Source organism: Streptomyces sp. NPDC024687, assembly GCF_055559055.1.
The window spans coordinates 476,291-490,884 of record NZ_JBVHLJ010000006.1; the positions used below are offsets into that span (position 1 = coordinate 476,291).

Genomic DNA, 14,594 nt, shown 5'->3' on the forward strand with positions numbered 1-14,594 from the left:
TACAGGTCATTCCTACCGAGGGGGATTCCCATGCACGCCGTCCGCCTGCACACCTTCGGCCCCGCCGAGAACCTCACCTACGAGCAGACCGAGGATCCGGTACCGGGCCCCGGCCAGGTCCGTATCGCCGTACGGGCGGCCGGGGTCCACCTCCTGGACACCGCCCTGCGCGAGGGGCACCAGGGGCCGGCGCCCCGGCCGACCACGCTTCCCACCATCCCCGGCCGTGAGGTCGCCGGCACGGTCGAGTCCCTCGGCGAGGGCGTCGCCGGGCTGTGGCTCGGCAAGCGCGTCACCGCCCACCTCGGCTTCGCGCCCGGCGGCTACGCCGAACTCGCCGTCACCGAGGTCGACCGCGTCCACGAGATCCCCGGGAACCTCGACTTCGCCCAGGCCGTCGCCATGATCGGCACGGGCCGTACGGTCATGGGGATCGTCCAGTTCGCCGAGCTCGGCCCGGACTCGGTGGCCGTGATCCCGGCGGCGGCCGGAGGCATCGGCACGCTGCTCGTGCAGTACGCGAAGAACGCCCGGGCGACGGTCATCGGCCTCGCGGGCGGACCGTCGAAAACGGCACGGGTTCAGGGCAACGGCGCCGACCTCGCCGTCGATTACACAGACCCCTCGTGGCCGGACAAGGTCCGCGCCTTCCTCGGCGGCCGCACCGCCACCGTCGTCTTCGACGGCGTGGGCGGGGACATCGCGCGCGAGTCCGTGGCCCTGCTCGGTGACGGAGGCCGGCACATCGTCTTCGGCTGGTCCGGCGAGGGCATCCACGACGGACAGCCGTACCTCGTCGAGGGCGTCTCCGAGCAGGTCCTCGGCCCCGTGATGTTCCAGAAGGCGGGCCCCGACCCCGTCCGCACCCTCGAACTGCGCGCCCTCGCCGAAGCCGCCGCGGGCCGTCTCACCCCCGCCGTACAGCGCTTCCCGCTCGCCGAGGCGGCCGCCGCGCACCGGGCGCTGGAGACCCGCGGCACGACCGGGAAGGTGGTACTGGAGCCCTGACGCGCACAATCGGTGGCCTGAACGATCGGTGGCCTGAACGGCAAAGGGGCGGCCGCGGAGGCCGCCCCTTCGACAGCTCAGCTCACCTGACGACCGCCGTCGTCGGCTTGCTCACCGCCGACCCGTCCTTGTGCCCGGTGCGGTGCGCGACCACCTTCGCGGTGATCTTCTTGCCCTTCTGGGCGGTCTTCAGCACCAGCGACGACTTGGTGGCCCCGCTGATCGCCGTGCCGTTCGCATACCACTGGTACGCGTACGAGGTCGCCGCCGGACTCCACGTGCCGTTGGTCGTCTTCAGCGTCTTCCCCACCTTCGCGGTGCCGCTGAGCACCGGCAGCTTGGTCGCCTTGGGCGCGTCGCCCTTGGCCACGGTCACCGCGCCCGAGGTCGCCGTACCGCTCTTCCAGCCGCTCTTGAGCGCGGCCACGGTCACGGTGAGCTTCTTGCCGACGACCGCGGCGGCGACGGTGTACGTCTTCGCCGTGGCCCCGCTGATCGCCCTGCCGTCCGCCTTCCACTGGTACGTGTACGACGTCGGCGTCACCGACCAACTGCCCGGCTCCGCCGTCACCTTGGCGCCGGTCTTGGCGGTCCCGGTGATCTTCGGCGCGGCCGTGCTGGTGAGCTGGGGCTCGGTGACGGTGAAGGTGCCCTTCTGGAACTCGCAGCAGCCCGCGTACACACTGACGTTCCAGGTGCCGGCCGCCGCCCCCGTCAGATCGAGGGTCGCGGTCAGGGTCCGGTTGTCGGCGGACACCGAGTCCGTCGTCGCGGTCAGGGTCTTGCCGCTCTGACTGAGCCGTACGGTCGCGTTCAGGGGCAGTGCGGTACCGGTCACCGTGAGCTTCACCTTGGTGCCGGCGACCCCGGTGGCGGGACCGACCGCCGCAACGCTCACCCTGTCCGGCCCGCACAGTGTGGACGTGCAGGTCAGCTTGGCGCTGTAGGAGGTGCTGGACGCCTTCTCCGGCAGACCGAGGACGAGGACGCTGGGGCCGGCCGCCGAGGACGAGCCGCCCGCCGCGCACTGCCAGCCGGACGGTATGTACAGCGAACAGCCGTTGTTCCAGGACTTGTTGTAGAGCGCCGGCACCGCCGTGGTGGTCGCCCCGGTGGTGTCCGTGATCGCCATGTCGAAGCGGTCGAACCCTGCCGTGGGCAGCACCGCACACACCGCGCTGTGCTGCTCGTCGAGCGTGCCGGTGACGGGCCCGTAGCCGTACGCCACCGAGGGCACCCGGGTGCACTCCGGTGCCGGTCCGTCCGCCGTCGCGACGCGCAGGGCGTCCAGGTGGTACTCGGGCGCCGCCTTCAGGGTGACCGGGGTCTGCACGAGGACCTGGTGGGTGGTGGACCCGGTGACCGCGCAGGAGCGGTTGCGGAAGGAGCACTCGGAGCCGCCGTCACCGCCGAACACCGCGAGGTTGGCGGTGCCCAGGGCGTCCCGCACGTCGAGGTGCAGGACGTCGGTGGCCGCGTCGGTGGTGACCTGGTGGCAGGTCAGGGTGCCCGGCTCGCCGGCCACGCCGGTCACGGACGGGCCGCCGACCTTCGTCGCGGCGGTCTTCACGCAGCCCGCCGAGGAGGCGCTCGCGGTGACGTCCCGCCGGGCCAGCGTGTAGGTGGCGGGCAGGTCGCGGCCGGTGACCAGCACGGTGTGGGCCACGCCCGGGGTCAGCGCGCACACCACCCAGCCGTTGCCGGTGGCGGTGCGGTCGCAGACCTGCTTGCCGGTGGCGTCCAGCACGGAGAACTTCGCCGGCACGCCCCCGGAGGTGTTGACCAGCTGGAGTACCTCCGCGCCCGTGTGCGCGTCCGCCGGGATGCTCAGGCACTGCGAGAACACGCCGTCACCCGTGCCGAAGGCGGCCTTCGCGCCGTCGGCACCGAAGCTTCCGGCGGGCAGGACCGGGCAGTCGTTCGCCCCGTCGACGCGGTGGAAGGCGATCGAGTAGGGGCCGGTGGAGTTGCCCGTACCGAGGGCGTCGGTGTGCACCAGTGCCCGGAAGGGAGCCGTGCCGGTCAGCACGCACGTGCCGTCGGCCAGTTTCGTGCTGCCGCACTGGATGGTGCCGTTCGCGTCGACGACCTCCACCTCGGCGTCGACACCGTCGGAGCCGATCGGGGTGAGCGCGGCGATCGTGGCGCCCTGGGGGACGTCGAGGGCCAGGCAGTCGTACTCGCCCACGACGCTCAACTCGCCCTGGAACACGCCGGTCCCGGCCGCCACGCACCCGGCGTCGGAGGCACGGTCGAGGAGGAGCAGGTCGTCACCGGGGTCGACGCCGAGATGGATGATCGCGGTGTAGGTGCCCGCGGCCCGCAGCCTGCAGGGGTCGGTCTCCTCGCAGGCGATCTTGCCGGCCGCGTCGTACACGAGGGCCGCGCTCGCCGAGTAGTCGTCGACCTCGTGGACCACGTACGGTCCGGCCTTGCCGACGGTGAAGGTGAAGCAGGGGTTGTCCTGGTAGTCCAGGCCCTCCGGCGCTCCGAAGGGGCGCACGGACGCGGTCCGGCAGCCCTCGGGGTCGGTCAGCGAGTGCACCCCGGCCGTGTACTCGGCGGGGAAGCCCTTCTCCGAGTACGTCACCTGGGAGATCACCCGGTAGGGGCCCTCACCGGGCAGCACACAGCTGAGGCTGCTCTCGTCGTCGGCGGTGACACGCGGGCAGATACGGGTGCCGGTCGCGTCGGTGATCCAGGAGACCATCTCGCCGTAGACCTTGGTGGCCCGGCTGAGCAGGACGCGCTTGCCCGGTGTGCCCTCGAAGGCCTGGCAGTCGATCTCCAGCTCGCTCACGGCGGTCCGGACGGGCAGGGGCGGGTACCAGGCGGTGCCGGCGTCGTCGTAGCAGCCCTCGGTGGCCGAACCGAGCGGGACGACGGTGAACGTGGTGTCCGCCGGGCCCCACTGGCCGGTATTGACGATCCTGAGGGTGTAGTCGCCGGGCGCGGGCAGGTCGCACCGGCCGCTCTCGGAGAACGTCTCGTCGTAGCAGTCGACCTCGGTGCCGTCCGCGGCGTACAGCGTCGCGGACGCGGGGCTGCTCCGGTCCTTGGACACCAAGTACCGGCCGGCCGTCGGCGCCGTCAGGGTGAAGCAGGTGCTCTCCCCTACCGGGACGGTCGTCCTGTTGACGGCGCCCCCGGGATCGCCGAAGGGCGCGAGCATTAGCGGTGCGCAGTCCGCGTCCTCGGCGGCGGCCGGGCTTGCCCCGGTCAGGCTCAGCAGCGAGACGAACAGCGCGACGAGAGCGGCGAAGACGGCCGCCCGTCTCTGTCTTCCGACAGGCGGACAGGAGTCAACGTCAGGCAAAGGATCCCCCCTGGATCAGCAAACGTTGAGGCGATAGTGACACAGGGGTACGACAACGCCCTCACGAGTATCCACAGGGCGCAGAAAGCGTTATCCGATCAGTGCCGTCCCGCGACCCGGTCCGCCCACCGCGCCAGCCGCGACGACTCCGCGCGGTGGCCGGTGAACTCCCGCCGGTCCGCCGTGCGGTAGGTGGCGTACATGCCCTGCACGCCCAGCCACCTCAGCGGTTCCGGCTCCCACCTGCGCACCTTGTGGCCGACCCACGGCAGTTCGGTGAGCTCGGTCCGGCCGCCCTGCCCGGAGTCCTGCTGGACCAGGTCGCGCAGGGTCCGGGCGGCCAGGTTGGCGGTGGCGACACCCGAGCCGACGTAACCGCCCGCCCACCCGATACCCGTCGAACGGTCCAGGGTCACCGACGCGCACCAGTCGCGGGGCACACCGAGCACCCCCGACCAGGCGTGCGCGATCCGCGTCCCGGCCAGCATCGGGAAGAACCCGACGAGGACCTCCCGCAGCGCCTCGACGGTCGCCGCCTGCGTCCGCCCGTCGTTGTCGGTGCGCGAACCGAAGCGGTACGGCACCCCGCGTCCGCCCAGTGCGATCCGCCCGTCGGCGGTGCGCTGCGCGTACATGTACGCGTGCGCCATGTCGCCGAGCGTCTGTCGCCCCTCCCAGCCGATCGCCGCCCACTGCTCGTCGGTCAGCGGCTCGGTGGCGATCATCGAGGAGTTCATCGGCAGCCAGGTCCGTCTCTGGCCCTTCAACGCGGCGGTGAAGCCCTCGGTGCAGCGCAGCACATAGGGCGCCCGGACGGTGCCGTACGGGGTGACAGCGTGCTTGGGCCGGATCTCCGTCACCGGCGTCTGCTCGTGGACGGTCACGCCCAGCGCCTCGACGGCCGCCGCGAGCCCCTTCAGCAGCTTCACCGGATGCACCCGCGCCCCGTGCGGCGTCCACGACGACCCGACCGCGTCCGCGACCCGGATCCGCTGGGCCGTCTCCCGGGCGCCGTACAGCTCACGGTCCTTCTCGCCGTACGACAGCTCGTGCTCGTGGAAGGCCCGCAGCCGCGCCAACTGCGCGGGCGTACGGGCGACTTCGAGGACGCCGCCCTTGTGGAGCCCGGCGTCGAAGCCCTCTTCCCCGACCACCCGGACGACCTCGTCGACGGTGCCGTTCATGGCCTTCTGCAGGCGTACGGCGGCCTCGTGGCCGTGCAGCTTCGCGTACCGGTCGCGGCCCGCGATGCCGTTGTAGAGCCAGCCGCCGTTGCGCCCGGAGGCGCCGTAACCGCAGAACTTCTGCTCCAGGACGGTGATGCGCAGAAAGGGCACGGCCTTCTTCAGGTAGTACGCCGTCCACAGTCCGGTGTACCCGCCGCCGACGATCACGACGTCCGCCGACGCGTCACCGTCGAGCGGCTCCCGCGCCTCGGGGAAGCCGTCGTCCGCGTACCAGAAGGAGATGCCGCCGTTCACGACCCTGCTGCTCATGGCCTGGGACGTTAACCCGCCGGCACACCCGCTGTCTCCTTCGGATTCCGTGCTTTCTCCCGCCCGGCGACCAGCGGATAACAGCCGAACCCGACCAGCGCCGAGGCGAAGTGTCCGAGATCGGTGAAGGTCCGCCCGGTCACCAGGGGCACCGCGTACACGACGAGGACGGCGAACCCGTAGACGTACCGCCACGGCGCCGGAATCCGGTACACCAGCACGGCGATCACCCCGGCCAGCGCGTAACTCACCCCGATGTCCAGCGTGTTGACCGCGGAGGCGGGCGCCATCCCGTGCCGGATCCCCCACAGCAGCGCCCCTTCGCTGATCAGCGTGGCCAGCACGTGCGCCGCCGCGCACACCGCCAGCCAGCGCGCCGTGCCCAGCCAGCGCTCGGCCGGCGCGTGGAAGAGGGAGTAGAGGACGACGTACGGCAGCCAGTGCCCGCTGTCGATCCACATCGCGCTGGAGACCAGCACCCGCGGCGGATCGCTCGACAGCTCGTGGATGTTGGTCGAGCGCTGCCGCAGGAACTCCTCCTCGAACTCCGGCGACATGTGGTGCAACGCCACCGTCGTCAAGAAGAGGACCGCCAGCCACACATAGGTGCCGGGGGCGCTGCGGACGTACGTCCACACCCTGTGGACACCCCGGTTAATTCGCATGAGTCGATTCACGCACGCCGGTAGGGTCCGGCACGTGATCGACATCCCGGAGGAACTGGCGGCCGCACAGGAGCTCTACAACGGCGACCGGGGCCGGGAGTTCATCGCCGGGCTGCCGGCTCTGACCGAGGACTTCCTGGAGCGCTGGGACCTGAGACCGGACGGCTCCCCGATGCACGGCGTCGCCGCGCTGGTCCTGCCCGTCGTCCGCCGTGCCGACGCCACCCCGGCCGCCCTCAAGCTCCAGCTCCTCGACGAGGAGAGCGCCGGCGAACCCGTCGCCCTGCGCCTGTGGGACGGCGACGGGGCGGTCCGCCTCCTCGACCACGACCCGGTCACCCACACCATGCTCCTGGAGCGCCTCGACTCCGCCCGCATGCTGTCCACCCTGCCCGGCACGCGGGACGCGGTCCTCGTCATCGCCGGTCTGCTGGCCCACCTGACCGCGGGGCCCGCCCCCGCCGGGATGCGCCGCCTCGGTGACATCGCACGAGCCATGCTGGACCGCACCCCCGAGGCCCTCACGCGCATCCCCGACCCCGGGATCCGCCGTACCGTCGCCGACTGCGCGGCCGCCGTACGCGAGGTCGTCGACGAACCCGGCGACCGGCTCCTGCACTGGGACCTGCACTACGAGAACGTCCTCGCCGCAGACCGCGCCCCCTGGCTCGCCATCGACCCCAAACCCCTCGCCGGCGACCCCGGGTTCGAACTGTGGCCCGCCCTCGACAACCGCTACGACGCCGACGAGGTCACCTGGCGCTTCGACGCCATGACCGACATCCTCGGCCTGGACCGCGCACGCGCGCGTGCCTGGACCCTGGGACGGCTCCTCCAGAACGCCCTCTGGAACATCGAGGACGGCCGCCCCCTGGTACCCCGCCAACTCGACATCGCCGACCGCCTGCGCACCCCCCGGAGCCGACAGCCGTGATCCGCCCCGCCACCCCCGCCGACATCCCCGCGATCCACACCCTGATCCGCGAACTCGCTGATTACGAAAGGGCGTTGTCCGAAGCGAAGGCGACCGAGGAACAACTCCACGAGGCCCTCTTCGGCCCCCGCCCCGCCACCTACGCCCACGTGGCGACCGACTCCACGGACTCCGTGATCGGCTGCGCCGTCTGGTTCCTCAACTTCTCCACCTGGCGCGGCGTCCACGGCATCTACCTCGAGGACCTCTACGTCCGCCCCACCGCGCGCGGCGCCGGCCACGGCAAGGCCCTCCTCACCGAACTCGCCCGCCTCTGCGTCGAGCGCGGCTACCAACGCCTCGAATGGTCCGTCCTGAACTGGAACACCCCCGCGATCGACTTCTACGAATCCCTCGGCGCCCGCCCCCAGGACGACTGGACGGTGTACCGCCTGACCGACGAAGCCCTCGTGAACGCCGCAGGCGTTTCCACGCGCTGAAGAAGCTCCGCCTCACGGCGCTCACCAGCTGATCCCGGCCGCCACCGGGCGGTGGTCGCTGCCGGTGGGCGGCAGGACCCAGGAGCTCCGCGGGGTCACTCCGCGCACCAGGATCTGGTCGATCCGTGCCACCGGGAACCTCGCCGGCCAGGTGAAGCCGAAACCGGCGCCGGCCGTGTCCTGGACCGAGTGCAGCCGTGAGGTGAGGCCGACGAGCGCGCGGTCGTCGGTGGTGCCGTTCAGGTCGCCGAGCAGCACCACCCGGTCGTTCGGTTCGGCGGCGACGGCCCGGGCGAGTGCCTTCGCGTTGCGGTCCCGGCTGGCCGTCCAGAAGCCCATCGTCGGCATCATCCTTACGGAGCCCAGGTGGGCCACGTACACCGCCAGTGGCCCCCGGCTCGTCGCCACCGTGGCGCGCAGCGCGCGGTTGTAGGACAGCTTGACGGCGGCCGACTTGGTGTCCCCCAACGGCCCGGCGTCCATCCCCGTGTCCACCGGCCGGACGTCCGACAGCGGCAGCCTGCTCCACAACCCGACCGTGCCCAGCACCGCGTGGTACCGGTACAACTTCGCCAGACCCTCCTCGTACACCGGCCTCGCCCGCAGGGTGATCTCCTCCAGGCCCAGGACATCCGCCCCCGACGCGGCCAGGTCGCGAGCGGTACCGGCCGGGTCGGGGTTGTCGGCGCCGACGTTGTGACCGGCCACGACGAGGTCACCGCCCGAGTGGGACCGGCCGCCGAGCAGCCCCCCGAACAGACTCACCCACACCGTGACCGGCAGCAGCAGCGCGACCACCACGGAAGCGGAACGGCGCCACAGCGCACCGGCCAGCAACACCGGCACGAACAGGCCGAACCACGGCAGGAAGGTCTCCACCAGACTCCCGAGCCCGCCGTGGTCCGGGATCTGCGCGTGCAGCAGCATCACCAGGCCGAGCAGCACCGCCAGCGCCGCGAGCACCGGGCCGCGCTTCCAGAGACCCGGCGGGGAGCAGGCGCGGAGCACCCGTCGGATGCCGGTGTCCCCGCGACCGGAGCCACCCTGCGGGGACGGGTGGGTCCGGCGGGTCGCTGTCCGGACCGAGGGCGGGTATCTCGTCATGCGACCAGTCAAGGCAGCGCGGTGTTGCCGCCCCGTATGCGGATTCCGATACGCCGACGATATGCACCCGCTCGTAGCATCGAAGGCATGCGTGTGCTCATCGTCGAGGACGAGCTCTACATGGCAGAAGCCATCCGCGATGGTCTACGCCTCGAAGCGATCGCGGCCGACATCGCGGGCGACGGCGACACGGCCCTCGAACTGCTGAGCATCAACACCTACGACATCGCCGTCCTCGACCGGGACATCCCCGGCCCCTCCGGCGACGAGATCGCCACCCACATCATCGCCTCCGGCACCGGCACGCCGATCCTCATGCTCACCGCCGCCGACCGCCTCGACGACAAGGCCACCGGCTTCGAACTCGGCGCCGACGACTACCTCACCAAACCCTTCGAACTCCAGGAACTCGCGCTCAGACTCAGAGCACTCGACCGCCGACGCGCCCACCACCGCCCTCCCGTACGGGAGATCGCGGGCCTGCGCCTGGACCCGTTCCGCCGAGAGGTCCACCGGGACGGCCGCTACGTCGCCCTGACCCGGAAGCAGTTCGCCGTGCTCGAAGTCCTCGTCGGCGCCGAAGGCGGTGTCGTCAGCGCCGAAACTCTCCTGGAACGCGCGTGGGACGAGAACGCCGACCCGTTCACCAACGCCGTGCGCATCACCGTCTCGGCCCTGCGCAAACGGCTCGGCGAACCCTGGATCATCGCCACCGTGCCGGGCGTCGGCTACCGCATCGACACACAGCCGGGGGCCTCGGACGAGGGAGCGAACCGTGGATGTGGATAGAGCACCCGGCCTGAGCGTCCGCCTCAAACTCACCCTCAGCTACGCCGGGTTCCTCATGCTCGCGGGCATCCTGCTGATCATCACCGTGGGGCTGTACCTGTCTCTCCAGGGGGAGTTGTTCAACGAAGCGGGGGCGGTGCAGGCCACCCCGGGCACCATGTTCCTGAAAGCCTTCGCCCCGACGGCAGCCGCGACGATGGCGTTCCTGCTGGTGTTCGGCGTCCTGGGAGGCTGGATCCTCGCCGGCCGCATGCTCGCCCCCCTGAACCGCATCACGGACGCCACCCGTACGGCCGCGACCGGGTCCCTCTCCCACCGGATCCGGCTGCCGGGCCGCAAGGACGAATTCCGCGAACTGGCCGACACCTTCGACGCGATGCTCGCCCGCCTCGAAGCACACGTCGCCGAACAGCGCAGATTCGCGGCCAACGCCTCCCACGAACTGCGCACCCCGCTCGCGATCTCGAAGTCACTCCTCGACGTGGCCCGCACCGACCCGCACCACGACACCGGGCGGCTCATCGACCGCCTCCACACCGTCAACACCCGGGCCATCGACCTCACCGAGGCACTGCTCCTGGTCAGCCGCGCCGAGCAGCGGTCCTTCACCCGACAACGCGTCGACCTCTCCCTCATGGCGGAAGAGGCCACCGAGACACTCCTCCCCCTCGCGGAGAAGCACGGCGTCACCATCGAGACCCGCGGCGACATCACCTCGACGACCGGATCACAGGCCCTTCTCCTCCAGCTGACCACGAACCTCGTGCACAACGCGATCGTCCACAACCTGCCCGAGCAGGGCACCGTGTGGATCACCACCGAGGTCCGCCCGGGGACGGCGGTCCTCACCGTCGAGAACACCGGCGACCACCTCACCCCGGAACTGCTCCCGACCCTCACCGAGCCCTTCCAGCGCGGCACCGAACGCATCCACACCGACCACGCGGGCGTCGGCCTGGGCCTCGCCATCGTCAAGACCATCACCCAGGCCCACGACGGAACCCTCACCCTGACCCCACGCCCCACGGGCGGCCTGCGCATCACCGTAGAACTGCCAGCACAAAACCCCAGGCCAGACGAGGTCTGACCTGGGGTTCAGTGGAGCCCCCTGTCGGATTCGAACCGACGACCTACGCATTACAAGTGCGTGGCTCTGGCCATCTGAGCTAAGGAGGCACCGCGTACCGCAACACATGCGCGGAGGCTGGACCACTCTACACAGAGCCCGTTTCCCCAAGCCACGAAGTTCCGCACACCACGCGCACCCAAAACCGTGCGTAACCGTCCGTGCACCCGTTCGTTGATCGAGCTGACGTGCTGTTCCGAAGATCGGATCGTCAGGGGAGGGGTCATGGAGGGGACAGAGACCGAGCGCGTCAAGCGCGAGGTCCTCGGCATCGGCGAGCGCCGGAAGCACCACACACGCAAGGCGACTCCGCTGAAGTCCCACACCAAGGCGCCCGACACGCATCACCGCCTCTATCGGTTCCGCTTCTATCCGACCGAGGAGCAGCCCGAGCAGTTGGAGCGGACGTTCGGCGCGTGTCGGTGGGTCTACAACGAGGGGCTGACGCTGCGTTCGGGGGCCTGGGAGCGGCATCGGGTGAATGTGGGGTTCGCGGAGACGTGTCGGGCGCTGACGGGGTGGAAGCGGAAGGAGGAGACGGCGTGGTTGAGGGATGTGTCGTCGACGGTGCTTCAGCAGTCTCTGCGTCATCTGGATCAGGCGTACGGCCGTTTCTTCAAGGGTGAGGCCAGGTATCCGAGGCGGAAGAAGAAGGGTCGTGCGCGGGATGCGGCGACGTATGTGCGTACCGGTTTCAAGTGGGTGGAGGATCCGGGGCGACCGGGGACTGGGCTGATCACGTTGGCCAAGCAGTCGGTGCCGTTGGACATCCGGTGGTCCCGGGCGTTGCCTGCCGGGGAGGTTCCGGTGCGGTTGTCGGTGACGCGGGATCGGGCGGGCCGGTACTTCGTGTCCGTGCTGGTGGAGGCGCGAATAGCGCCGCTGCCTGTGGTGTTCGTGCCGGGGACGCGGGAGCCGAAGGCAGTGGGGGTGGATGTCGGGCTGGTCTCACTGGTGATCCTGGATGACGGGACGAAGTTCGATCATCCGCGGTTGTTGAAGCGGTACGCGGAGAAGTTGGCGCGGTTGCAACGGGAGTTGCACCGCAAGGTGCGGGGGTCGAAGAATCGGCAGAAGGTCCGGAAGAAGATCGCGCGGCTGTACGCCCTGATCAGCGACGTACGCAGGGACATGCTGAACCAGCTCACCACCCGCCTCGTGCGCGAGAACCAAGTGCTCGTGGTGGAGGACTTGTCGGTCAAGACCTTGATGCGGGTGGCGCGCGGCAAGGGACGTGGACGGAAGGCGAAGCTGAATCAGGCGATCATGGACGCCTCGTGGGGAGAGTTGCTACGGCAGCTGCGCTACAAGTGCGAGTGGTACGGCCGGACGCTGGTGGTTGTAGATCGCTTCTTCCCCTCGACACGGCGGTGCTCCGCCTGCCATGTCACGGGGCCGAGACTCGACGTCTCGGTTCGCAGGTGGACGTGCGCCGGGTGCGGGGCCCTGCACGATCGAGATGTGAACGCTGCCGTGAACCTCAGGGACGAGGGTCTGCGTTTGCTGGCCGCGTAGAGCGCGGCTGCGCTGCAGTACGGACCGACGGGCCGTCGGCCGGAATGCCTGTGGAGTCCGTGTAAGACCGGTCAGGCCCAGCTCACCGTAGCTGTGCATGGCTGGCAGTGGGTGTTGAAGCAGGAAGCCGCTGGGCAAGGTCAAAAGTAAGTTGCTCTGCCCGTTCGAAAATTTCCGCGAAGTTCACAGTCCGCCAGGTACTGACATAGGCGTGAACGCCAGGTACCGTCCAGAGCCAGTCCACACCTGTGTGGACTACACCACCTTCCTACAACGGATCGTCCGGCACGTTCCTGCCGGTAGAAGGGGGCCTCTGAGCCATGGCCACTGTTTCATTCGACAAGGCGACCCGCATTTACCCGGGTTCCACGAAGCCCGCCGTCGACGGTCTCGACATCCACATCGAGGACGGCGAGTTCCTCGTCCTGGTCGGCCCGTCCGGCTGTGGCAAGTCCACCTCGCTCCGCATGCTGGCGGGGCTCGAGGACGTCAACGGCGGCGCCATCCGCATCGGTGACCGCGACGTCACGCACCTGCCGCCGAAGGACCGGGACATCGCCATGGTGTTCCAGAACTACGCGCTCTACCCGCACATGACCGTCGCCGACAACATGGGCTTCGCGCTCAAGATCGCCGGCATCAACAAGACGGAGATCCGGCAGAAGGTCGAGGAGGCCGCGAAGATCCTCGACCTCACCGAGTACCTGGACCGCAAGCCGAAGGCCCTCTCCGGTGGTCAGCGCCAGCGTGTCGCGATGGGCCGCGCCATCGTGCGTGAGCCGCAGGTCTTCCTCATGGACGAGCCGCTGTCCAACCTGGACGCCAAGCTCCGTGTGTCCACCCGTACGCAGATCGCCTCGTTGCAGCGCCGTCTCGGCATCACCACCGTCTACGTCACCCACGACCAGGTCGAGGCCATGACGATGGGCGACCGGGTCGCCGTGCTCAAGGACGGTCTGCTCCAGCAGGTCGACTCGCCGCGCAACATGTACGACCGCCCGGCGAACCTCTTCGTCGCCGGCTTCATCGGCTCCCCGGCGATGAACCTCGTCGAGGTCCCGATCACCGACGGCGGTGTGAAGTTCGGCAACAGCGTGGTGCCCGTCAACCGCGAGGCCCTCAAGGCCGCCTCCGACAAGGGTGACACCACGGTGACCGTGGGCGTCCGCCCCGAGCACTTCGACATCGTCGAGCACAACGGCGCCGCCGCCTCGGCGCTCTCCAAGGACGCCGAGGACGCCCCGGCCGGTCTCGCGGTCACCGTGAACGTGGTCGAGGAGCTCGGCGCCGACGGTTACGTCTATGGCTCCGCCAAGGTCGACGGCGAGCTGAAGGACCTGGTCGTCCGCGTCAGCGGCCGCGCGGTCCCGGACAAGGGCGCCACGCTGCACGTCGTGCCGCGTCCGGGCGAGACCCACGTGTTCTCGACCTCCACGGGCGAGCGCCTCACCGACTGAGGACGAACCGCAGCAATTCACCCAGGTTGACGAGAAGGGCCCCGCAGAGCCTCTGCGGGGCCCTTCTCGCGCCCGGAACCCGCCCCGAACGCCCCCGAACGCGTCGACAAATACCCCGGCACACCGGCCATTTCGAGCAGTGTTCGTCAACTCCCTACCCGAAAATCGGCACTGCCTCATCCCCCGAACCGGTGACTAAATGTCGCCAAATCATTACCGCACGCTACCCTCACACGCGTGAAGCACTCCACTTACCAACAGACGCGACGCGGCCGGGGCCCCGCCCGCCGTATCGGCCGCTCCCTCGCCCTTGTCCTGCCGGTCGTCCTGGTGCTTTCCGGGACCCTCGCGGTCACCCGAGTCAACTGGTCGGGGGATCCCTCGAGCTCCTCGGTGCTCACCGCGTCGGACGCGACGGTCTCGGACAGCAAGCCGCGCAGCGCCCCCCTCGCCCCCCAGGACGCCCTGCGCGGGCAGCTCCTGACCGAACTCCAGGAGAAGAACCCCGGCATCGCCCTCACGCACCTCCAGGAGGCCGTGAACGAGCGCCCCTCGCTCGCCAGACACTGCGCCTCCATCGCGAAGGCCCTGGGCCGCGCCGCGGTCCGTGTCTACGGCCCCACGCGCGCGCAGTCCTACGCCCGCCCCGTCTGCGACACGTCCTTCGCGACGGGTGTGGCCGCGGCACACAGCGGCTGACCCCGC

12 protein-coding genes and 1 tRNA gene are annotated in these 14,594 nt (G+C 70.0%); 8 read left to right on the plus strand and 5 right to left on the minus strand.

Annotation, left to right across the window (positions count from 1 at the left end; translation table 11 throughout):
- Positions 1 to 30: 30 nt before the first annotated feature.
- A complete protein-coding gene (locus tag ACZ39I_RS25780) occupies positions 31 to 1,008 on the plus strand; it encodes a zinc-binding dehydrogenase (protein WP_467246788.1) in 978 nt (325 codons plus the stop codon).
- Positions 1,009 to 1,090: 82 nt separating this feature from the next.
- On the opposite strand, the gene ACZ39I_RS25785 is transcribed toward ACZ39I_RS25780, so the two are convergent.
- The 3 genes from ACZ39I_RS25785 to ACZ39I_RS25795 all read right to left on the minus strand — a co-directional run bounded on the left by ACZ39I_RS25785 (position 1,091) and on the right by ACZ39I_RS25795 (position 6,485).
- Complete coding sequence (locus ACZ39I_RS25785; RefSeq protein ID WP_467246789.1) at positions 1,091 to 4,324, minus strand: Tat pathway signal protein; 3,234 nt, start codon at positions 4,322 to 4,324, stop codon at positions 1,091 to 1,093.
- A 98-nt stretch (positions 4,325 to 4,422) separates the two neighbouring features.
- Positions 4,423 to 5,820, minus strand: a complete 1,398-nt coding sequence (locus ACZ39I_RS25790) for an NAD(P)/FAD-dependent oxidoreductase (protein ID WP_467246790.1) — start codon at positions 5,818 to 5,820, stop codon at positions 4,423 to 4,425.
- A gap of 11 nt (positions 5,821 to 5,831) precedes the next feature.
- Positions 5,832 to 6,485, minus strand: a complete 654-nt coding sequence (locus ACZ39I_RS25795) for a rhomboid-like protein (protein WP_467246791.1) — start codon at positions 6,483 to 6,485, stop codon at positions 5,832 to 5,834.
- Between ACZ39I_RS25795 and ACZ39I_RS25800 the strand changes: the two genes are divergently transcribed.
- Both ACZ39I_RS25800 and ACZ39I_RS25805 read left to right on the plus strand, forming a co-directional pair.
- Positions 6,484 to 7,419 carry an aminoglycoside phosphotransferase family protein gene (locus tag ACZ39I_RS25800; protein ID WP_467246793.1) on the plus strand — a complete coding sequence of 312 codons (936 nt, stop codon included), beginning with the start codon at positions 6,484 to 6,486 and terminating at the stop codon, positions 7,417 to 7,419. The genes ACZ39I_RS25795 and ACZ39I_RS25800 overlap by 2 nt on opposite strands.
- Positions 7,416 to 7,898 (plus strand): GNAT family N-acetyltransferase, encoded by a 483-nt coding sequence (locus tag ACZ39I_RS25805; protein ID WP_467246795.1) that lies wholly within the window; start codon positions 7,416 to 7,418, stop codon positions 7,896 to 7,898. Before ACZ39I_RS25800 ends, ACZ39I_RS25805 begins: the two co-directional genes overlap by 4 nt.
- Positions 7,899 to 7,919: 21 nt before the next feature.
- Here the strand turns inward: ACZ39I_RS25805 and ACZ39I_RS25810 are convergent, their stop codons facing one another.
- On the minus strand, positions 7,920 to 9,002 hold the full coding sequence (locus ACZ39I_RS25810; protein ID WP_467246796.1) for an endonuclease/exonuclease/phosphatase family protein: 1,083 nt from the start codon (positions 9,000 to 9,002) through the stop codon (positions 7,920 to 7,922).
- An 87-nt stretch (positions 9,003 to 9,089) separates the two neighbouring features.
- Between ACZ39I_RS25810 and ACZ39I_RS25815 the strand changes: the two genes are divergently transcribed.
- Positions 9,090 to 9,791, plus strand: coding sequence for a response regulator transcription factor (locus ACZ39I_RS25815; RefSeq protein ID WP_467246798.1), 702 nt, complete (start codon positions 9,090 to 9,092; stop codon positions 9,789 to 9,791).
- Positions 9,784 to 10,878, plus strand: coding sequence for a sensor histidine kinase (locus ACZ39I_RS25820; protein ID WP_467246964.1), 1,095 nt, complete (start codon positions 9,784 to 9,786; stop codon positions 10,876 to 10,878). Before ACZ39I_RS25815 ends, ACZ39I_RS25820 begins: the two co-directional genes overlap by 8 nt.
- Before the next feature lie 12 nt (positions 10,879 to 10,890).
- On the opposite strand, the gene ACZ39I_RS25825 is transcribed toward ACZ39I_RS25820, so the two are convergent.
- Positions 10,891 to 10,967: transfer RNA gene (locus ACZ39I_RS25825), tRNA-Thr, on the minus strand.
- 175 nt (positions 10,968 to 11,142) lie between these two features.
- Here ACZ39I_RS25825 and ACZ39I_RS25830 point away from each other — a divergent pair.
- From ACZ39I_RS25830 to ACZ39I_RS25840, 3 genes are all read left to right on the plus strand, one after another.
- Positions 11,143 to 12,432, plus strand: a complete 1,290-nt coding sequence (locus ACZ39I_RS25830) for an RNA-guided endonuclease InsQ/TnpB family protein (RefSeq protein WP_467246966.1) — start codon at positions 11,143 to 11,145, stop codon at positions 12,430 to 12,432.
- 320 nt (positions 12,433 to 12,752) lie between these two features.
- Positions 12,753 to 13,889 (plus strand): ABC transporter ATP-binding protein, encoded by a 1,137-nt coding sequence (locus tag ACZ39I_RS25835; protein WP_467246800.1) that lies wholly within the window; start codon positions 12,753 to 12,755, stop codon positions 13,887 to 13,889.
- Positions 13,890 to 14,126: 237 nt separating this feature from the next.
- Positions 14,127 to 14,588, plus strand: a complete 462-nt coding sequence (locus tag ACZ39I_RS25840; protein WP_352388858.1) for a hypothetical protein — start codon at positions 14,127 to 14,129, stop codon at positions 14,586 to 14,588.
- The last annotated feature ends 6 nt before the right edge of the window (positions 14,589 to 14,594 follow it).